The sequence below is a fragment of the Nostoc sp. CHAB 5836 genome (genome assembly GCF_020829445.1).
Taxonomy (GTDB): Bacteria; Cyanobacteriota; Cyanobacteriia; order Cyanobacteriales; family Nostocaceae; genus Nostoc.
Genome location: NZ_JAIVFV010000082.1, coordinates 1 through 19,542, shown reverse-complemented (window position 1 = coordinate 19,542; position 19,542 = coordinate 1). Strand labels below are relative to the sequence as shown.

Genomic DNA, 19,542 nt, shown 5'->3' with positions numbered 1-19,542 from the left:
ATTTCAACCTAAAAAATTTTTCTCAGCTTACAATATATCCTCTGCGTGAGTAATTTAGCCATACGTATTTTCGTCAAATCTTTAATATTAGATGGCTGCTGTATTTTGTGGTCAAAAAAATTATTTAATTCAGCCAGAATAATTTGTAACCGCTTAATAATATTTTCAGCCCGATGCTCAACCAGAAAATCTTCAGACAAGCTAAACGTCGGGGAAGATTCAATCACTTTCAGAATACGTTGTACATCATATTCTTGTGAATATCCAGCAATTTTATAGCAATTAAACCCAGGATCTAAGTAATCTGCCAGTCCACCGTTGACACTAGAAAATACTTGACAGCCACAGGCAAGAGCTTCCATTGGTTGCAGACCAAATCCCTCACTAACACCCTGTTGGGCCCAGTACTCAGCCGAATCATAGAGGTAAACCTTAGCTCGGTTGAATAGTCCAGGTAAATCTTCTATATAGGAATCGACAACCAATACTTTACAACGTTTTTGCAAAGCTGGAATCAGCTCTTTAATTAAATATTCAGAGGATTTCCGAGCCTGAACTAAAACATCAATATCCCGTTCTCTATCTAAATGTTGAAACTCATCAGAAATTTGATTTGGCAAATAATAAATGAGAGAATTTGGTGATTTTTCTCCCCAATATCCCATTGTATAGCGGCTAACAGTGATGATCGGAATACTTGCTGTTAGCCTAAATGGATAACCCGCACTATGTGCATGATAAACGACATTGTATTGCTGAAGTTTAGCCACGAGTTGAGCTACATCAAATCCCCAACTAATAACAAAAATGACATCATTTAAATTTTTCTGTCTGAGCAGATCATCAATAAAAAGTTTACCTTTTTCTCGTTGACGGTAAGTTACAACATCAGCACTACATAACTGCTGAACCAGATTAAGTGCTTTTAACTCAGCCCAAAGACCACCACAGGCAAATTTGCCATCTGTACCAGGGAGTAAGAAGTAAAGTTTTCTCATAATTTTGTTACGGAAGTGGGAGGAGATGAGACCAGGGGGAGATGGGGAAGACTACGAAGAAAAATTTTTATTGTCCCCCTCATCCCCCTCATCCCCCTCATCCTGTTTTGCTCTCTTCATTCTTCTTCCCAGCCCACTTTCACAAAATGTGCCTCACGCCCCCAAATGTCGCGTGTACGGGTAATATTTTCAATTGCTAGGTTAAATGGAATGGCAGTTGTTAGGTAACGCTGGGCCATAGAACCTAAATCAGGTGCGAGTTCTGCGGCTGTCGTTGCTGCTAACCCCAAACCTATAAGTTGCTCGATTGGTCGAAATGGTAGCAACAGATGCACACCCACAGCTAGTCCAGCCGTTAAGAGCATTGCTACTGATAAATTTGTGCCACAACGAGGATGTACAGCTAAATCCCATTCTCCACTGGTGAGGCGATGTCGAGCAAGTGTGACCGCACGCCGCAAATCACTAATATTCACCTCACCATAGAGGTAAAATCCCTTCTCTGTGGATAAACCACCTAAGAGTTCGTTATCTAGTTGAACATTAGTAGATTCTCCTCTGGCAGAATAAGCACTTTTTGATTCGCTAAGAACCCAAACAGTAGCGTGTTCTAAAGCATGAACCTGCCGCAGCATTAAAATTTCTTTCAACCCTGGAATAAATGATAGCTGCCTGAGTAAGTCGGCATCTTGTGTGGGTTGTGGAAAGCCTGAAAATCGGTCTTCAAGATTCAAAAGTTTTTCAGATAAAGGTATTCTAAGATCAAAGTTAAAAAATTCAAAGGGAGAGGAGCTACCCTCAAAAAAAGCAGAAGTATTCATTGGAACACTGCTCTCCAAGCCGATGGAGCAACATAGATTTCTTTCAAATGTAACGCTTGCACCGCTGAATTGCTGCTAATTTTTGTGGATGATTGTTGAGTTTAGGCATTGGGCATTGGGCCTTGAGCATTGGGGATGGTTATTAATTATTCTCCTCTGCCCCTTAAAAATCCCTAATGCCCTGCGCAAACCCGTAATTTTTCGTTGCTGATGCCTAAGTTTTACGTCTGTTCTGCGGAATTTGGAAAGGAATTCTGATTTTTAGAGTTTCCGAGTCCGAGGGTCAGCTGGCTCCATTAACATCAACTCCGGCTGAGTGAAGGACTCGGAACTTTTGGTAGAGTGTTCACACTGAAAACTTAGGCGCAAGGAGGGGAACAATCAGTAAACCTCGAAATTGGCTTTTTAGCATACCAGACCAGAGCAATTACGTTGCTACTAGTAGATTATTTATTCGATCTGGTTAGGCAAAGTACAGCAATTAACATCATTCAAACAGACTTTGCCCCACTGTAAAGCCCAGCGGACAAGGGCTACTCGATTTTCGGTCTCGGTCTTGGTAAGAATATTACTGATATGGTTATCAACTGTACGCTTGCTAATCTCCAGTTTTCCTGCAATCTCTTGGTTAGTTAAGCCAGCGGCTACTAAGTCGATAATTTGCAGTTCTCTGTCTGATAGACTAACGGGGGTCTCAGACTTGCCACCAGCCATGACTATTTCTATCCTCCCTTGGTATATGTACTTAATCGCTCTTTCTAATTCTAGAAGATTCTTTTTTTGGTAGGGGTTTCAAGTGTTAGCAGTAATATGATTGTCAATATTTTCTTTGGATTTCAAGTTGGCATAAATATTAAGCACGGAATATTGCAAGTATTAAATATAGCTCACTATAACCAATCTATCGTCTAAGCACTGATGGAAAATAAGCAAGGAATTAGAAGCATATACATGGTATGGGAGTAGTAAAAGTTGCTATTGAATTCTATGAAGGACTGGCGACAGATTAGCAAAAATTATTGTAGATTTTATACTGTAAATTCCTAATCCAAAATCGAAATCTAAAATGAGATGAGCAATCCCCGTGTTTTGTGCCTTGGTGAAATTTTGTTTGATTGTTTAGCCGACCAATTGGGGCTAAAGTTGGAAGAAGTGAAATCTTGGACTCCTTATCCAGGAGGGGCACCAGCTAACGTAGCCTGTGCTTTAGTCAAGCTGGGGACTAAAGCAGGATTTATCGGAGCCGTTGGTGAAGATGAAGCAGGAAATGCACTGGTTCATCTATTACAAAATGTAGGTGTAGAGACTACGGGGGTACAACGCCATCCCACAGCACCAACGCGGCAAGTTTATGTTACACGGGATCTGGCTGGCGATCGCACTTTCGCCGGATTTGGGGAATATAACACCGCAGAATTTGCCGATACTCATTTACAAGCTAAACAATTGCCAAATTCGCTGTTTCAAGAGGCAGATTTTCTGGTTTTGGGTACTTTGGAATTAGCCTATCCTGAGAGTGAAGAAGCAATTAACCGCGCCCTAGAGTTAGCAGAACATTACGATCTGAAGATTGTACTGGATGTTAACTGGCGTCCTGTATTTTGGGAAGAGCCAAACATCGCTCATCAAAAAATTCCAGAATTATTTAAGCGAGTCGATTTCCTTAAGCTGTCCAAAGAAGAAGCCCAATGGTTATTTGAAACCGCAGATCCCGGCGCAATCACTTACCGGCTGGCTTCAATTGAGGGAGTGTTAGTAACAGATGGGGAAAACGGTTGCAGCTATTGTCTGGGTGAAAATGAAGGCAAATTACCCGCGTTTTCTATGCCTGTAGTTGATACAACTGGTGCAGGAGATAGCTTTTTGGCAGGATTCATCCACCAACTGGGTCAGCATGGCATCCACAGCTTGCGGGATGCAGAAACAGCAAAACGCATTGTTACCTATGCCAGTGCTGTTGGGGCGCTGACTACCATTAAACCAGGTGCGATCGCTTCTCAACCGACTGCTGCTGAAGTCGAAGCTTTTTTAGCCACACATCAACTCTAGGAATTAGCATAAGCCACTGGGATATCAGCCACCAAAGGCTGATATTCCCGACTAGAAAATGGACGAAAATCTTCATGCCATTGTGCGGTCATATTGCACAATAGACGTAGTTGGAGTGGTGTGGGTACTGGGTTCACGCGCTCAACTTTTACTTTTAGAAGTTCTGAATTTCTGTTCTTGAGTTGAAAAACATCATCTACAATATACCGAGGGCAATAACCTACGATATGATGATCCTCAGTGCATAAGAGCAATGCACGCGGGTCATAGGGATTTTGAAATTCGTTAGCTAAATATAATAGTTCACCCGTTTGTAATTGATTAATTCGCTCAGTTGCACAAGCAGGAAGATGCCGCAGTCCATGTGCAAAAAAATGGATGCGGTATAAACCATTTTCATCTGGTTCTGGACAGGGGAAAACTTCAAAATAATCTGTTACCTTGCGTCCACCACTCCGAGAAAGAATGCTAATTGGATCGTCTTGTCCTTCCGGAATATTTAGCGATTCAATATAATTTTTGTAGTCAGGGCGAGAGCGTCGCATTAATCGATTAGAAAACAAGGGGAATAGTTCAACTGATGCGTATTCTTTGTTCAAGTCTGGGAAGGAATACAATAACTGAAAATTATGTTCAGTTTGAGCTTTAACAGCACCTTGCGTATATACAAAGTTATATTTTTTTCCGTCAAATGTTAAGCGACCAATGGGAAGCCAAGCGCGACTTTTAGGATCTTGCCAAGCTAAAAAAAGTGTTTTCATCGTAGGGTGTCCAGCAGCTTACTTTGATTTAACTCCAATATCTTTTGTGCAAATTCAATTGCTGTTTGCGATATGCGATTAGATGGAATACGCTCAAAAAGCTCTAACGTATCATTGCTTGACACCCTTGCTAAATTATTTAACCACACCCTGGCTGCATCTGGATACCGTTGTTGTGCTTCGCAAAATGCATTAAAAGTTTTGAGGGTTCTTTTATCATCAACTCTAGCATACAACGCAGAGTTGCATCTTTCTACATACGCTTGGACAGAGAAGCCAGCGTCTTTTGTGGTTAGTCTGCTTTTCCTTGTAGAATCAGACTCGTTCCTACCGAGACAGGAGGCATGGTCATAATTTGGTGCTAGATAAATCTTCTCTTGTAACCTGATAAATGCCCAATTTTCATGGTGTCGATCGCTATTCCCAATCCAAGCATCCAAAAGTAAATACCCAACAAAAGTTTCCGTCGCATAACTAATTCCCTCTGGTGGTATCCAGTCGATAGGTAAATTAACTGAATCATCTCTCATAGCACTGAATACATTATCTATTGTGTGTTGGGATAGGTCTTTAGAATCTTGTGGATAATTAGATACTATCCGAGCCAGAATTTCATTTCCAAGGGTGAGGATTCCACCTTTTTGAGACGGCAAAAATGAAGGTGAAACAATGCCATTTTCGCCATTGTATACCGCCAGTTCATAATCAGCATGAGGTAGCCCAAGCAACTCGCACAACTCAGCTGCAATCTTCTCTGCCCAATCCTCTCCTGTGTTTGGTCTAGCTTTTTTGAATAGGCAACTATCTAGATCGTGATGACGAAACCAGAACTTTTCTTTTGTTCCCAAATCTTCATCAGCCTCCGGGGCATCTAGGGGAACCTCAATGATCGGAAACTGCTCTGGCATCATTGGTTTTTTCTAAACTGTCCTTCAGGTCATTTGGGGAAAGCATTGCAAAAGAGCGATGATCGTAGCCATGCAATCCAATCCAGTGTCCGCGATCGCTTCTCAACCGACTGCTGCTGAAGTCGAAGCTTTTTTAGCCACACATCAACTCTAGGAATTAGCATAAGCCATTGGGATATCAGCCACCAAAGGCTGATACTCCCGACTAGAAAATGGACTAATTCAGGCAAGTTTGCATAAAAACTATAAGATAATTGAAAGATGTTGTTAATTTGCAGCCAAGTATGCAGTCTATTCAGCCTTTAACTGATATTGAGAATTGGGAGGTTTCTGGCACGGACGAAAAGATGCAATTTTCCGGTGTGCAGTTTTTGATGAATTTTTTGGGACAAAAGACTGCTGTGTTGATTGAGCTAAAACAACATGGCGAACTCTGGGCTGCTATGGAAGAAGAAACTGACATACCCCTAACTGTACAGTTTTTGGTAGATGAGCAAGGGTGTAAAACTGCTGTGCTGCTTGACTTCGAGGAACACGGTGAAATTTGGGAAGATATTTATTGCAACTTAATTGCCAGTCTCAGAACTGATGAACCGAAAATACCACTTGCTGAAGTAAAAAGGTCGCTCAATGAGCAGGGTAAGTTGAGTGGATGATTATATAGTTAAAATAATTCGTAATACCTCGACTTCGCTCGGCACAAGTTCGTAATTCGTAATACTCGCCTCCGGCGAGAAGCAAGCTACGTAATTAAGTTTTGTAATGGGGATTTTAACCGCATCACTTGTGATAAATCCGGGTTAGAGAATTTAGTTCTTACTAATACGCCTGTATTTATTAACTTAATTATACGTTTACAAAAATTTAGGTGTGAAACTGCATTTATATATATATGCTTAGAGGATGTTTTAAAAGACCTTTTAGAACATCCTTTTAGTAACAGATGTCTAGTGTAACAAAAGGACTTAAGGCTAATGAAGACAAAACACTTTATTGCATCTACTTTAAGTTTGTTTACTACAACAGCATTATGTTTTCCACTAGTACAGTCTACTGTAGCTCAAGCTCAGACAACTAGTACTGCTGTTGTTGGTACCACAAAAATTGCTGCTGGTTCTACAACACCTGGTGCCACAAGTTGGCAGCCTTACCCAGCCACAGAAAACGGAATTTATGTTGATGTAGATACCAGTGAAGCAAATTTTACCTCTACTCCAAAATACGTTACATCTATAGGTGGTGATGATACTCACTGGCAGACTACTGGAGGGTCAGCAATTTATTTTCCAACACCAAAAGGTTTTCGTATTTATGTTCGCTTCTCGCCTGATAGCATTTTAAATCCTGCCATTGCTAACCAAAAGAAATTTCACATTAACTGGATAGGTATTGGACAATAGTTGTTCAACTTTCTCGACCTTAGTAATACCAAAATCTGGAGTCCTCACAGAATTCAGTATTTTTATAATGTATTTTACTAAGTACAGATGCAGCATAAAATCGTGGTGAATTGAGGGCTGAAATTTAAACGCATAGGCGCTTCTCTACGAGACGCTGCGCGAACGCCTTCCCGCAGGGTAGGGGCGCAAAGGGAAGCGCATAGGCGCTTCGCCTTCCCGCAGGGTAGGAACGCAAAGAGAATTCGCTACGAATTTATGAAATATTGTACTTAGTTTGATGCGATCGCTAACTTTGAGTATTAAACACACCAGCACCACATTTTTATAGGCTAGTACTTTAGTTGGTCTTAGCTTGCTGCCATAGAGTATCAACCGTCACAAACTTATAGCCTTGTTGTAGCAGTTGCGGAATGAGAATTTGAATTGTGGCAGCAACATCTTCTCCACCGCAAGCACCATCATGCAAAACAATCAGCGAACCATTTTTGACTTGCTGCATAATTCGCTCTACTACGGTTGTGACACCTGGCCGCACCCAGTCTTCTGGTACAACGCTCCACATAACTGGGCGGTAATTCCACTGAAAGAACAATTTTAAGGTCGCAGGTGTAAATAAACCATTGGGGGGGCGGACATCTCGCACTTGTTCAGGTTGCAGGTTACAGGCATTGTAGATGGCAGCTTGGGTTTTTTGTAAACTGTCCTTCAGGTCATTTGGGGAAAGCATGGGAAAAGAGCGATGATCGTAGCCATGCAATCCGATCCAGTGTCCGCGATCGCTTACGGCTTTAGCAATGGCTGGTGAACGGTTGACACAAACACCCAACCAAAAAAAACTGGCTGTAATTTTGTAACGATCTAACACTGATAAAACTTCGGTGGTGTATTGCGGATGAGGGCCATCATCGAATGTGAGGGCGATCGCTTGAGAGTCAGGATTTCCACCCCAAAGGCAATTGGGAAAACTCGGTTGGAGAATGCGGTAGAAAATTGGGAACAGGGGAGCTAGCTGCATAAAGTTTTTTCTTTTTCCGTAATCTTGCATAATTACATTAGACATCTCCAGAAATTAATTATGCGTTGCCTGAAACCCTTGTAGAGACGTAGCAGTGCTACGTCTCTACATTCATTTTCACCAGATGTCTATTGATTACTTAACTCAATTCCGTGGGTTGAAGTCTCCCGGTTCAAAAATCACGCAAGTTTTGTGTTGGGGTTATATCCCAGATTCCGCACTTCATTGTGTAATATACGAAGATTTTCAACATTTGGCTAATCGTGGTTAAATAGCAATCATAAATTACCAGTATTACCAATAATTCTCCGTATTAATACTTGGTAATCGCGATGATTAGGAAATCTTTTTGAATATTTTTAACATATTACATCTTGAAGTGGTAAATGTAGGTTAAGATGAAAGTGTTAAGCCTCAGAACCACATCTTAACCTGCTTATATCTGTACAAATAGAGAAATTTAGATATAAGCTTTTTAATTCACTCAGCACTGAGTGTGGTCAATCAGCACTCCAAAGTCAGTTGGGAAAGGTTGGCTAAAGAATGTCAATGAGTAAGTTCTGATTTGGCAAAAAATCCGTAAGAGCAATACTTTTTGACCTAGCACTCGTCTAAATTGACCATAAATCTACGAATAAACACGGCATGAAATGTTAATGTTGTTCAAAGATATACGAGATTATCAAATTTCATTTCTGGGCTTGTTCCTAGTCCTAGGAATCGGCACACGAGACTGGACGTTGCGACCAGAGTTTATTGGGGTATTGATTGCCACTTGTGTAGTAACCCAATGGATATTGTCATTTGTCATTAATCATTGGTCATTGGCAAACAACAAAGGACTAATGACTAATGACAAAGGACAAATTACAAATATTCGCAGTGCTTTAATTACCTCGCTGGGACTCAGCTTGCTGTTGCGGGCTGATCACTGGACGACAATGGTAATAGCGGCGGTAAGTGCGATCGCTAGCAAATTTATTTTCCAATACGGTAAAAAGCATTTTTTCAACCCTGGTAATTTTGGCATCATTTCCGCCTTAGTTCTCACCTCCGACGCCTGGGTTTCGCCTGGACAGTGGGGTGAAGAGTGGTGGTATGCGCTGTTATTTGCCGGAACTGGCGGCATGACTTTGCAGCGCATTGGTCGCTGGGACACCACAGCAGCTTTTTTGGGTGCTTATTCTTTCCTAGAAGCCATTCGCAATCTCTGGCTGGGTTGGACTTGGGATGTTTATTGGCACCGATTGATGAGCGGCTCTTTGCTGCTGTTCGCCCTATTTATGATTACAGATCCGCGATCGATTCCCAATTCCCGAATTGGGCGGGTAGTTTGGGCATTTTGCATCGCCGGATTAACTTTTATCCTGCGGAATTATTTCTTTATTTCCACCGCAGTCTTTTGGGCACTGTTCATCCTTGCGCCGTTGAGCATTCTGCTAGATGTTCTCTGGTTAGCACCACGATTTTCTTGGCAAAGGGGAGATGAGGGAGATGAGGGAGTAGGGGGAGATGAGGGAGTAGGGGGAGATGAGGGAGTAGGGGGAGATGAGGGAGTAGGGGGAGATGAGGGAGTAGGGGGAGATGAGGGAGTAGGGGGAGAACTTTTATTTAGCACTCCTAACTCCTAACTCCTAACTCCTCACTGTTAACGGGACTTAATACAGAGGTATAAAAAATGAAGATTTTTCGAGTTTTAACGTCATTACTGTTGACAATTGTCGCAGTGCTTTGCTTTGCACCGTCAGCTTGGGCATTTTGTGGATTTTATGTAGCCAAAGCTGATACGAAACTTTACAACAAAGCTTCTCAGGTAGTGATTGCACGCAATGGCGATCGCACTGTTCTAACAATGGCAAACGACTTTCAAGGGGAGGTCAAAGATTTTGCGATCGTCGTACCAGTGCCAACGGTGCTGCAAAAAGAGCAAGTTCGTGTAACTGAACCGAAGATTATCGAGCGCCTAGATGCTTTTAGTGCGCCGCGATTAGTAGAATATTTTGACCCAGATCCTTGTGCGCCACTACCACTATTTTTGAGAAGCGCAGTTGCAGAGTCAGCAGGACTAAGTGGTAGGAGTGAAACAGTTCAGAAAAGCGATCGCAGTTTGGGTGTGACGGTGGAAGCGCGTTTCAACGTCGGTGAATATGACATCGTAATCCTCAGTGCGAAAGAATCTGGGGGACTGGAAACTTGGCTGACACAAAATGGCTACAAAATCCCTCAAGGGGCAAAACAGTTACTTCAGCCCTATATCCGTTCCTCAATGAAATTCTTTGTTGCCAAAGTCAACTTAGATAAATTCGAGCAATCTGGCTACCAGTTTCTGCGTCCGCTACAAATTTCCTATCAATCACCCAAGTTTATCCTGCCAATTCGTTTAGGCATGATCAATGCCACCACAGAGCAGGATTTAATTGTCTATATTCTCTCACCCCAAGGAGAGGCAGAACTGGCTAACTATCGGACGGTGAAAATCCCCTCCAACGTCAACATTCCCGTATTTATCAAAAATGAATTTGGTGAATTCTACAAATCCATGTTCCAAACTGCTTACACTAAAGAAGGCAAAAGAGTTGGTTTTTTGGAATACGCTTGGGATATGGGTAGTTGCGATCCTTGTTCTGCCGATCCCCTGACTCCAGAGGAACTCAAGGAAGCAGGCGTATTTTGGCTTGAAAATTCTCCAAGTGATACGCCAACATTCCGCAGATTTGTTCCGAGCTTTTTTAGCACAAACGTCTTCATCTCTCGTCTCCATGTCCGTTACACCCGTGACACATTCCCTGAAGACTTGATTTTCTTGCAAACTGCCAACCGGGAACAATTCCAAGGGCGTTATGTTTTGCAATATCCATTTGAAGGGTCGGTCAAGTGTGAGGCAGGTAAAGAATACAAACGCTCTTTACCCAACCGTTTTGAACAAGAGGCCCAGACTCTCGCTAGGTTAACCAACCGAAATATCCAAGATATTCGCAAGAAAATGAAGTTGAGTGTCGGCGATCTCACATATTCCTTGTGGGAAAATGTCCTGTCCAGGTTTGGATTTGATTAAGGGGATTGGGGAGAGACGCGATTAATCGCGTCTCTACTAGTAGTTTGTCAAGTTTAAATTGACGGTAAGCAACTTGGTAGTAAGGACTTCAGTCCTTATTTTCTAAGCACTAAAGTGCTTACTACAAACCCTCAAACTAGATACCCCTAAAATCACAGTCAAATACTTTTCAAACATCCTCTTAGACGTAAGCCGTAACGCACCATCTCAAGCTTTTGGTGCGTTACGGCTTACGCCTAACACAACGCCAGTTCGCTCAAGTCGGGAAACCTGCCCAAAGAACTGGCTCCCCCACGTATGTTTCAAAAATCAAACACTAGTCCTATAGGGGGTTGTTATACGCAATACTAAGATATTCTTGCTATTTTCGCCAAGATTGTCATGGTTCAATTGGATGAACAGCTACGCTGCTTAGTTACCGAAGCCTGTGGACACCCACCTGGAAGCCCTCAGCGTCAGAAGCTGCTCACGCAAATTATTCGCTTGACAGCAAGTAAACTCTGGAGGGAAAGTACTTCCTATTATCAAGATGCACTACAACAAACTTGGTTGTATTTCTGCCGCAATGTTTGTGAAGGTTTGACAGGTCAAACCTATGACCCCACTTATGGTAGTGTCATCACCTGGCTGAATGCTTACCTAAAACGGAGACTACAAGACTTTTACATTCATCAGAACCGGGAACAAGCCACAACAGTTCCTCTGAAAATTCGTCAGTCTACATCGGGTGGAACAACTGAAACCATTGACCCTGTAGATAACCTGCCGGCGAACCCCCAAGTACCTCCGATTCTGGAAGACTTGGAGATATGGGTTAGGACAGACTCTGATGGAGAACTGCGGGGTACTTACATTAAAGGGCGTCCAGATGTGAATTGTCAGGTGTTAATTCTCAAACGTCTACCCCCGGAAGTTGGCTGGAAAGAATTATCTGAGGAATTTGGGCTGTCAATTCCGACATTAAGCAGTTTTTATCAACGTCAGTGTCTACCGCGTTTGCGCAAATTCGCAGAATTGGAGGGATTGTTGTAACCATTCCCTGACCAATGTGGGTTTTTGGTTCAGGTTAGGGATCGCTTTTTAATATACTTGGCTGATCAAGTTTGACAGCGATCGCTAAAAAATTACTCCAATTATTCTTTCAAGAATAAATAAGATTGTGGAAGGTCAGGAATTGTGAATGGTAACATTACCGTGGGATCTCAAGCACCTAGAGTTAATCATGGGCTTTCCTGGTTATCACTTACCTGTTGTCATACTTATAGCTAAAACAACTAGGATTTTGGTTGCGAATTCGGTAAAAACTAAAAGGCAAAAGAAGCCAGTGCGATCGCTCACCGCGCTGGCTCTCTTGTTACGTTTGCCTTTGTACTTCCTGATTGCTTTGCTATGCATTGTCGCTTCACCTGTGCTGGCAAAAGTTCCTGGCTCAATTAATTCCTCATCCCAACTACCAATAAATAGTTTCACGTCTCTGGCTGTAGCTGCTGACCTCGCCTCATTATTACAACAGGGCAAAATTTTATACAATGAGGGCAAGTTTGCTCAAGCTGTAGAAGTGTTGCAACAGGCTGTCCAGGAATATAAGCAGCGAGGGGAGAGCTTGACGCTAGCAGCAACACTCAGTAATCTTTCCCTAGCTTACCAGCAACTCGGTGCATGGAATCAGGCGCAACAGGCAATTACAGAGAGCTTAAATTTGCTCAAAGGGCAGAATGAAAACCAAAATTTGCAACTATTGGCCCAATCAGTAGATATTCAAGGTCGTCTGCAACTGACGATGGGACAGTCGGAAGCGGCTTTAGCAACTTGGCAGCAAACGGAAGAAATTTACAAACAAGCAGATAATAAAAGTGGCGTGGTGCGATCGCTAATCAATCAAGCACAGGCGTGGCGCACCCAAGGATTTTACCCTCGGTCTGTCAAAATACTCGAAAAGGTTAGTCAGACCTTAAAATCTCAACCAGACTCTATAGAAAAGACAGTCAGTTTGCGATCGCTCGGTAATGCCCTTTTGGTATTGGGCGATTTGGAAAAGTCACGCGAGGTGCTAGAAGAAAGTCTGAGCATTGCTCAACATCTGCAATCAAGTCTTGATATTGGCGCTAGTCTGTTCAGCTTGGGGAATTATTATGCTCATAAACAACAGGATAAAGCAAAGGCGATCGCCTATTATCAACAAACAGTAGCAGCATCGCCCTCACCCCTAACAAAAGTCCAGGCCCAACTGAATCTCCTGGGCCTACTCATTGAAGAGAAACAATGGGCAAAGGTTCAAACTCTCTTGCCGTTGATTGAGTCCCAACTCGACCAACTCCCCCTTAGCCGTGCTAGTATCTACGCTCAGGTTAACTTCTCGCAAAGTCTGGCAAAAGTCAAGAGTAATGTATTGCAAACATCAAGTCATAATTCTTTCTCAGCATTACCCACTCCCGACTCAGCAGTATTACTAGCCAAAGCCATCCAGCAATCTCGCAGTTTAGGGGACAAGCGGGCAGAAGCCTATGCTTTGAAGAGTTTAGGCGGCTTGTACGAAAAAACCGGACAGTCGTCAGAGGCGCAAGACCTGACCCGGCAAGGATTAGCTTTGGTACAGAGCAGCAATGCACCAGAAATTACCTATGCCTTGGAGTGGCAGTTAGGTAGATTGCTGTGGGCACAAAAAAATATTAATGGTGCGATCGCGGCATATGATAATGCTATAGACACTCTTCAGTCTCTCCGCAGAGATTTAGTAGTCAATAAAGATGTAGTGAACCAGGATCTACAATTCAACTTTCGGGACAGCGTAGAACCCGTCTACCGAGAATCAGTAGAGTTACTGCTGCAATCCCAACAAGGAAAACCAGATCAAAAAATATTAGAGAAAGCACGCGAGCGGATTGAAGCACTCCAACTAGCAGAATTGGACGACTTTTTCCGGGAAGCTTGCCTGCAAGGTCAGAGAGTAGCCCTCGATCAAGTGGTAGACAAAGATAATCCTACGGCTGCCATCCTCTATCCAATTATTCTTGAAAAAGAACTCCAGGTAATTGTCAAAATTCCCAATCAACACCTGCAAAGCTATAGTACTAAGATTTCCCAATCAGAAGTACAGCAACTCTTAGTAGAACTGCGAAAAAATCTTGTCAATCCCACCGCGATCAAAGCTGTCCAAACCCAGGCGCACCAACTTTACGACTTACTGCTCAAACCCATTGAGTCACAATTGTCAAAAAGTCGGGTAGATACCCTAGTGTTCGTCTTGGATGGCCCGTTACGCAATGTACCAATGGCAGCTCTCTACGATGGTAAGCAATACTTGGTAGAGAAATATGCAGTTGCTCTAAGCGTCGGTCTACAACTTCTCGACCCCAAACCGCTAGTAAAACAGCAACTTCGAGCGCTAACCGCAGGACTAACTCAGCCGCCGCCAGGATTTTCTCGGTTTGCACCCTTGCTTGCGATCAAATCTGAATTCCAGGGCATTACCAAGGCAGGAGTCTCCACAACTAGCCTAATCGATGGAGATTTTAATCAAAAGAATTTAGAAAATGAAATAGATGCTGCTTCATTCAACATAGTGCATTTAGCAACCCACGGTGAGTTTAGTTCCCGCCTGGAAGACACTTTTATTTTAGATTTTAATGGTCGGATCAATGTCAAGGATTTTGATACTCTCTTCCGCAGTCAGGGTAAAACCGTAATAGAACTATTAGTTTTGAGCGCTTGCCAAACAGCAACAGGAGACAACCGTGCAGCCCTTGGTCTGGCAGGAGCAGCTGTCCGAGCTGGGGCACGCAGTACCATCGCTTCCCTGTGGCAGATTGATGATCAATCGACGGCAATGTTTGTTAGTGCCTTCTATCGAGAACTCAAAAGTGGCAAAATCACCAAAGCTGAAGCTGTCCACCGTGCCCAGCTACAACTGTTGAAACATCCTAACTACAAAGCACCAAGCTTTTGGTCTGCTTATGTGTTGATTGGCAATTGGCTTTGACATAAGTAGGTTGGCGCAATTAAAGTTAACTGGCTAAGGCTGTCATTTGTCATTTGTCATTTGTCCTTCGTCATTTGTCATTTGTCATTTGTCATTTGTCATTAGTAAAGGTTTTAAGCTTATTTATGTTTCGTAACATACTTTACTTTTTTTGCACCAATGTACTTACTCCCCCGAATCCCAATACGCTTGGGTTAAGGATAATTGTAGGTTGGGTTGAACTTTAGTGTTACCCAACAAACCCCGCTCTTCGGTTGGGTTTCGTTCCTCAACCCAACCTACGCAATACAAGGTTTTTGACGCTAACCCAAGCGTATTGTGATACAAGTTGACATCTCCCTTGGTTGGAAACCAAGGGATTCTAAACTGAATCTTCTTAAATTTTTATCGGCGATACCAGGTACGAATTCGCTTAGGTGAAATGCCGAGTAAATAACCAATAATTACTACTTGATTAAGTAGCGTAGTTTTGAGTACTCCCTTTTGCAACCATCTACGGGCTGAGGTAACAACTGGTGTGGGGATAATTACAATGCGTCCGATGCGTTTTAAACGACGCATGAGTTCAAAATCTTCCATGATGGGCAATTCAGGAAAATTGCCCATTTGTTGAAATACTGCTTTTGTGAGAAAAATTCCTTGGTCGCCATAGGGCATTTGGTAAAAATGCGATCGCACATTTACTCCCCACTCCACCCATCGTAAACTTAAAAGTGACGCATCAATCCGCAAGTTAAAAGCACCAGCTACAGTCTCAGGTTGTTGTAGTGCTGTGCGAATCATCTCATCAAACCCAGTTGGTAAACGGGTATCTGCATGGAGAAATAACAGAATTTCACCGCTAGCCTCTATTGCACCCGCGTTCATTTGCACAGCACGACCGGGAGACGATGAAATAACTTTGACATTTAAAGACTGAGCGATCGCTACAGTATCATCACTAGAGCCACCATCGACTACAATGACTTCTATATTTAGATTGGCTTGAGTAGTGGCAATGGCTTTTTGAATATTCCCCGCTTCATTAATAGCCGGAATAATAATCGAAATTTTGGCTGCGTCAATACTCTCACTCATGATTGCGGAGTTTTCTTTTCCGGTTGGTCAGGAAATGAACACTCTACCGTTACCTTCAGATTGCTTTCAGCCGTGCCTTTAGTTATGTAAGGTATACCTGCTTCACCGCCAACCTTGATGCCAAATTCTAGAGTGACTTTATCAATATTAGCAACAGGAATTTTCTTAAAAGCATTGAGTGAATAAACAGTGTAAGCCCGAATTGTACCTTCAATTGCTTGGAAATTTTGCACTATCTGTTTTTGTGCAGCATCAGCATCCCATCCCTTATCAATTAGTGCTTCTTCTTCTCCCTCTGGAGAAACTTCGGTAATGACTGGCAAAGCATCTAAGTAGGTTGGCGCAATTAAAGTTAACTGGCTAAGGCTGTCATTTGTCATTTGTCCTTCGTCATTAGTAAAGGTTTTAAGCTTATTTACGTTTCGTAACATACTTTACTTTTTTTGCACCAATGTACTTACGTTATTTGTGGCTTCAATGTAAATAATCGTGCCATCTTCTAACTGAATAGGTGTGAGTTGAGTCATGGGGTAATTTTGCCTAAAAGAATTGCGTGTAGTCAATTTAACGCGAAATGGGGGATTAGAAACCGCGTTTACACAAACAAAAACTAACCCTGAAGTAACTTCCGCGAACTCTGAAGTAACTTCCGCGAACTCCGAAATAACTTCCGCGAACTCTGAAGTAGCTTCCGCGAACTCCGAAGTAGCTTCCGCGAACCCTGAAGTAGCTTCCGCGAACCCTGAAGTAGCTTCCGCGAACCCTGAAGTTACTTCCGCTAACCCTGAAGTTACTTCTGCGAACCCTGAAGTTACTTCCGCTAACCCTGCATCTAATCTGAAAAAATGGCATCGAATAGCGATCGCTTGACTCTGAAATTCATTGCCAGGATGTCTTGATACAACTGGTCTGTGCTACTAATGGTGATTTTGCCATCTACCTGAAGTTTCTTGATGACTGCTAAAGTTCCCTTGACATTTAATCCCAGTCGAGTTGCTTCTTTTCTGGCTGCGAAGTCATCTAAAATTATGTAATCTGTTTGTAACTCAGTGCCTAAAGCAATGGCCTCTGATTCTCCTCTCCCTAGTCGCATATTTAGGCGATTGACTAACGAAAATAATTGAATTTCTTTAACTAATATTTTGTCGGCGTCAATTAAAGTTTTTACCTGTTGACTAGCTGCATCAGATTTAGCACTGATTTCTTCTGCAACAAAATTTGGCAAATAAAAGTTATCGTCAGAATCTAGAAAAATATCGAGAAACTCCAGACGCGATAAAAAGATTAATGGAGAAGAGTTAAAAACAACCTTCACACACCCTACCAATCCTTTTCTATAGCCATATCTTGTTCAGTCAAGTAGGAAAATTCCAGCCCCATCAAATCTAATAGTTTAACAAATACATCAGGCTCTATCTCCATGATTTCTGCGGCCTTTTTCAAACTAATAACTCTCGAAAATAACGCCCCAATCACAAACAGAAATGTTTCTTTTTGCTCAATATTATTAAATAATGGAATTTCTGAGGCAACACTTCTTAATTCTTCCTTACTAGTCATAGGTATTTCAAGCTACCGTAGTTGTTAATTTTAGAGCAATACGGTTCACAAAAGGGCTAAAACTCTTTTTCTTTAACGAACCGCAGAGGCGCAGAGGACACGGAGAGAAGAGAGAAAGAGAGGGAAGAAATCCTTAACTGAACTGTATTGAATCTTAGAGGATGTTTGAAAAATTATGATTGATCCATCAAATATTATTTTACCCCACCCTAACCCTCCCCGATATATTGGGGAGGGAACCAGATTTCTTGTTTCCCCCCTTTATAAGGGGGGATTAAGGGGGGTAATCATTCGATTAAGTAGGTCGGCGCAATTAAAGATAACTGGTGATAGCTGTCATTTGTCCTTTGTCATTCGTCCTTGGTAAGGGTTTCAAGCCTGTTTACGTTTCGTCACATAGTTTGATTTATTTTCACCGACTTACTTGGTATGACAACATACTACTTTTCAAAAAACCTCTTAATCACCAGGAGATTGTGAAATGGATAAGTTAACTCAATATCAAAAAATAGTTGGATATTTATTTATTTGGAAGTCCCTAAACTGAAGAAGAAAGACCATAATAGTTAAGGCACGAACGCCAACACCCCCACAGGAGAACCAGAACCACCACGTAATCTCAGAACTGCGATCGCTAGAGTAGTACCTTTCGGTGGCAGTTGATCCAAATTTGTCAGATTCTCCAACACAATGCGCGGTTTTTCCAACACCAAGCGGTTAATCGCAAAACTGTTATCCTGTCCTGAGTCTACGCCATGAGTATCAATTCCTACCCCAGCAATTTGCCGTTCATCCAGTAAAAATTGAGTTGCATCGCTGCCAAACCCTGGAAAATGTGGAATTCCTTGAGAATCATAATTTAGGAATGCACTTTTATTAAACCACTTTTTTTGCCACCCTGTATTCAGGATAACTACAGAGCCACCAGCAATTTCACCGTATTCTTCTTCCCAAGCTACAACATCAGCAATAGTCAGAGCATAATCAGAATTAACTGCTGTGGCTTGGCGAATATCTATGACCACCGCAGGTACAACTAAAGACTGGGCTGGGTATTGGTCAATTCCGACAGCAGAACTATGAAAACTGTTAGGGGCGTTGATATGGGTAGCGCTATGTTCCCCCAAGGAGAAACGCCGCAGGTAATAGCTATCATTATTTAGTTCAGCCACAGTTTCAAATTCTACTGTGGGATCTCCAGACCACTGGGGAATATCTATGTCAATTACATGACTTAGGTGGATAACGCGTGTGTAGGTGATACTATTTTGACTTTGGGGTTGTATCATCCCAGCCTTCTACTTTATTTATACTCAGGGATTTTTTCAAAAATGCGATGCCTTGGTTGGCCTACGCCTATGCAAAAATAGTACTACCATTACAAAGTTTTTGAATCGATTGAAGTACAACACATTCTACTTGTAATTCATTATACTAGCAGAAATAATCCCCCCAATTCCGGTAAATTCCAGGTTTTGGGGGGGTTCAAATGTTGCAGCAAAAAGTGAATTAATCTTAGTTAACAACTAATAGGTTAATTATTTATTAAGCTTAGGTTAAAATTTTGGGCAAATCGTGCCTGATAAATCAATACGGTTCACAAAAGGGCTGAAACTCTTTTTTTTACGTAGACGCAAAGCGGCTTGCCGCAGGCTACCACAGAGGCAAAGAGTTGCCAGTGCGCCCTTGCGGTTAAGAGACTTGTTCGCTCTTAGCGTTCTCGTAGGGTAGCCCTTACTACCATTGGTGTCAACTTAAGCTTGTTTAGCTTCACTGTTGGCTTGATCACCCGCTTGGGAATCAATTCCCAAGCTAATAGCTCAAGTCTACTGAAGTAGACTAAAGATTGTTGAGGAATTTAGTCATCTTTTAGATGACTTCAGCTATTAGCAAGGAACTTCAGTTCCTTGCAAGACAGC

At 42.3% G+C, this 19,542-nt stretch carries 18 protein-coding genes and 1 pseudogene; 7 read left to right on the top strand and 12 right to left on the bottom strand.

All coding sequences use genetic code 11. The annotated features are described in order from the left end of the window. Positions 1–8: 8 nt before the first annotated feature. The 3 genes from LC605_RS17480 to LC605_RS17470 all read right to left on the bottom strand — a co-directional run bounded on the left by LC605_RS17480 (position 9) and on the right by LC605_RS17470 (position 2,533). Positions 9–998 carry a glycosyltransferase gene (locus LC605_RS17480; protein ID WP_229548787.1) on the bottom strand — a complete coding sequence of 330 codons (990 nt, stop codon included), beginning with the start codon at positions 996–998 and terminating at the stop codon, positions 9–11. Positions 999–1,114: 116 nt separating this feature from the next. Next, complete coding sequence (locus LC605_RS17475) at positions 1,115–1,819, bottom strand: DUF6391 domain-containing protein (RefSeq protein ID WP_229548786.1); 705 nt, start codon at positions 1,817–1,819, stop codon at positions 1,115–1,117. Positions 1,820–2,269: 450 nt separating this feature from the next. After that, positions 2,270–2,533 (bottom strand): helix-turn-helix transcriptional regulator, encoded by a 264-nt coding sequence (locus tag LC605_RS17470; RefSeq protein WP_069073632.1) that lies wholly within the window; start codon positions 2,531–2,533, stop codon positions 2,270–2,272. Positions 2,534–2,890: 357 nt separating this feature from the next. Here LC605_RS17470 and LC605_RS17465 point away from each other — a divergent pair, with 357 nt between their 5' ends. Further along, the gene (locus LC605_RS17465) at positions 2,891–3,868 is read left to right on the top strand and encodes a carbohydrate kinase (protein WP_229548785.1); all 978 of its coding nucleotides are present in this window, start codon (positions 2,891–2,893) and stop codon (positions 3,866–3,868) included. On the opposite strand, the gene LC605_RS17460 is transcribed toward LC605_RS17465, so the two are convergent. The 3 genes and pseudogenes from LC605_RS17460 to LC605_RS17450 all read right to left on the bottom strand — a co-directional run. Next, a complete protein-coding gene (locus tag LC605_RS17460; protein ID WP_229548784.1) occupies positions 3,865–4,629 on the bottom strand; it encodes an HIRAN domain-containing protein in 765 nt (254 codons plus the stop codon). The two genes, LC605_RS17465 and LC605_RS17460, sit on opposite strands and share 4 nt — an antisense overlap. Continuing rightward, positions 4,626–5,540, bottom strand: a complete 915-nt coding sequence (locus LC605_RS17455) for a HipA-like protein (protein WP_229548783.1) — start codon at positions 5,538–5,540, stop codon at positions 4,626–4,628. The genes LC605_RS17460 and LC605_RS17455 overlap by 4 nt, the downstream gene beginning before the upstream one ends. Position 5,541: 1 nt before the next feature. Beyond that, positions 5,542–5,634, bottom strand: a pseudogene (locus tag LC605_RS17450) (polysaccharide deacetylase family protein); the annotation flags it as partial. A gap of 187 nt (positions 5,635–5,821) precedes the next feature. On the opposite strand from LC605_RS17450, the gene LC605_RS17445 reads away from it, so the two are divergent. Together LC605_RS17445 and LC605_RS17440 are read left to right on the top strand one after the other, a co-directional pair. Then, positions 5,822–6,193 (top strand): hypothetical protein, encoded by a 372-nt coding sequence (locus LC605_RS17445; protein WP_229548782.1) that lies wholly within the window; start codon positions 5,822–5,824, stop codon positions 6,191–6,193. 318 nt (positions 6,194–6,511) lie between these two features. Further along, positions 6,512–6,937, top strand: coding sequence for a hypothetical protein (locus LC605_RS17440; protein ID WP_229548781.1), 426 nt, complete (start codon positions 6,512–6,514; stop codon positions 6,935–6,937). A gap of 337 nt (positions 6,938–7,274) precedes the next feature. Here the strand turns inward: LC605_RS17440 and LC605_RS17435 are convergent, their stop codons facing one another. Continuing rightward, positions 7,275–7,952: a polysaccharide deacetylase family protein gene (locus LC605_RS17435; protein ID WP_229548780.1), complete on the bottom strand. Its 678-nt coding sequence runs from the start codon at positions 7,950–7,952 to the stop codon at positions 7,275–7,277. 656 nt (positions 7,953–8,608) lie between these two features. Here LC605_RS17435 and LC605_RS17430 point away from each other — a divergent pair. From LC605_RS17430 to LC605_RS17415, 4 genes are all read left to right on the top strand, one after another. After that, the gene (locus tag LC605_RS17430) at positions 8,609–9,583 is read left to right on the top strand and encodes an RnfABCDGE type electron transport complex subunit D (RefSeq protein ID WP_229548779.1); all 975 of its coding nucleotides are present in this window, start codon (positions 8,609–8,611) and stop codon (positions 9,581–9,583) included. A 47-nt stretch (positions 9,584–9,630) separates the two neighbouring features. After that, complete coding sequence (locus tag LC605_RS17425; RefSeq protein WP_229548778.1) at positions 9,631–11,007, top strand: DUF2330 domain-containing protein; 1,377 nt, start codon at positions 9,631–9,633, stop codon at positions 11,005–11,007. 381 nt (positions 11,008–11,388) lie between these two features. After that, positions 11,389–12,039: a sigma-70 family RNA polymerase sigma factor gene (locus tag LC605_RS17420; protein ID WP_229548777.1), complete on the top strand. Its 651-nt coding sequence runs from the start codon at positions 11,389–11,391 to the stop codon at positions 12,037–12,039. Positions 12,040–12,187: 148 nt separating this feature from the next. After that, positions 12,188–14,986, top strand: a complete 2,799-nt coding sequence (locus LC605_RS17415; protein WP_229548776.1) for a CHAT domain-containing protein — start codon at positions 12,188–12,190, stop codon at positions 14,984–14,986. Positions 14,987–15,370: 384 nt separating this feature from the next. On the opposite strand, the gene LC605_RS17410 is transcribed toward LC605_RS17415, so the two are convergent. The 5 genes from LC605_RS17410 to LC605_RS17390 form a co-directional block, all read right to left on the bottom strand. Continuing rightward, complete coding sequence (locus LC605_RS17410) at positions 15,371–16,063, bottom strand: TIGR04283 family arsenosugar biosynthesis glycosyltransferase (RefSeq protein WP_229548775.1); 693 nt, start codon at positions 16,061–16,063, stop codon at positions 15,371–15,373. Next, the gene (locus LC605_RS17405) at positions 16,060–16,494 is read right to left on the bottom strand and encodes a CU044_2847 family protein (RefSeq protein WP_229548774.1); all 435 of its coding nucleotides are present in this window, start codon (positions 16,492–16,494) and stop codon (positions 16,060–16,062) included. Before LC605_RS17405 ends, LC605_RS17410 begins: the two co-directional genes overlap by 4 nt. A gap of 401 nt (positions 16,495–16,895) precedes the next feature. Then, positions 16,896–17,378: a DUF3368 domain-containing protein gene (locus tag LC605_RS17400; protein WP_229548773.1), complete on the bottom strand. Its 483-nt coding sequence runs from the start codon at positions 17,376–17,378 to the stop codon at positions 16,896–16,898. Between the two features lie 5 nt (positions 17,379–17,383). Then, the gene (locus LC605_RS17395; protein ID WP_229548772.1) at positions 17,384–17,623 is read right to left on the bottom strand and encodes a hypothetical protein; all 240 of its coding nucleotides are present in this window, start codon (positions 17,621–17,623) and stop codon (positions 17,384–17,386) included. 566 nt (positions 17,624–18,189) lie between these two features. Then, positions 18,190–18,912 (bottom strand): cyclase family protein, encoded by a 723-nt coding sequence (locus tag LC605_RS17390; protein ID WP_229548771.1) that lies wholly within the window; start codon positions 18,910–18,912, stop codon positions 18,190–18,192. Positions 18,913–19,542: the final 630 nt, after the last annotated feature.

Coding starts and splice junctions, on each gene's coding strand:
- LC605_RS17480 (WP_229548787.1), bottom strand. CDS start 998: ATGAGAAAACTTTACTTCTTACTCCCTGGTACAGATGGCAAATTTGCC.
- LC605_RS17475 (WP_229548786.1), bottom strand. CDS start 1,819: ATGAATACTTCTGCTTTTTTTGAGGGTAGCTCCTCTCCCTTTGAATTT.
- LC605_RS17470 (WP_069073632.1), bottom strand. CDS start 2,533: ATGGCTGGTGGCAAGTCTGAGACCCCCGTTAGTCTATCAGACAGAGAA.
- LC605_RS17465 (WP_229548785.1), top strand. CDS start 2,891: ATGAGCAATCCCCGTGTTTTGTGCCTTGGTGAAATTTTGTTTGATTGT.
- LC605_RS17460 (WP_229548784.1), bottom strand. CDS start 4,629: ATGAAAACACTTTTTTTAGCTTGGCAAGATCCTAAAAGTCGCGCTTGG.
- LC605_RS17455 (WP_229548783.1), bottom strand. CDS start 5,540: ATGATGCCAGAGCAGTTTCCGATCATTGAGGTTCCCCTAGATGCCCCG.
- LC605_RS17445 (WP_229548782.1), top strand. CDS start 5,822: ATGCAGTCTATTCAGCCTTTAACTGATATTGAGAATTGGGAGGTTTCT.
- LC605_RS17440 (WP_229548781.1), top strand. CDS start 6,512: ATGAAGACAAAACACTTTATTGCATCTACTTTAAGTTTGTTTACTACA.
- LC605_RS17435 (WP_229548780.1), bottom strand. CDS start 7,952: ATGCAGCTAGCTCCCCTGTTCCCAATTTTCTACCGCATTCTCCAACCG.
- LC605_RS17430 (WP_229548779.1), top strand. CDS start 8,609: ATGTTGTTCAAAGATATACGAGATTATCAAATTTCATTTCTGGGCTTG.
- LC605_RS17425 (WP_229548778.1), top strand. CDS start 9,631: ATGAAGATTTTTCGAGTTTTAACGTCATTACTGTTGACAATTGTCGCA.
- LC605_RS17420 (WP_229548777.1), top strand. CDS start 11,389: ATGGTTCAATTGGATGAACAGCTACGCTGCTTAGTTACCGAAGCCTGT.
- LC605_RS17415 (WP_229548776.1), top strand. CDS start 12,188: ATGGTAACATTACCGTGGGATCTCAAGCACCTAGAGTTAATCATGGGC.
- LC605_RS17410 (WP_229548775.1), bottom strand. CDS start 16,063: ATGAGTGAGAGTATTGACGCAGCCAAAATTTCGATTATTATTCCGGCT.
- LC605_RS17405 (WP_229548774.1), bottom strand. CDS start 16,494: ATGTTACGAAACGTAAATAAGCTTAAAACCTTTACTAATGACGAAGGA.
- LC605_RS17395 (WP_229548772.1), bottom strand. CDS start 17,623: ATGACTAGTAAGGAAGAATTAAGAAGTGTTGCCTCAGAAATTCCATTA.
- LC605_RS17390 (WP_229548771.1), bottom strand. CDS start 18,912: ATGATACAACCCCAAAGTCAAAATAGTATCACCTACACACGCGTTATC.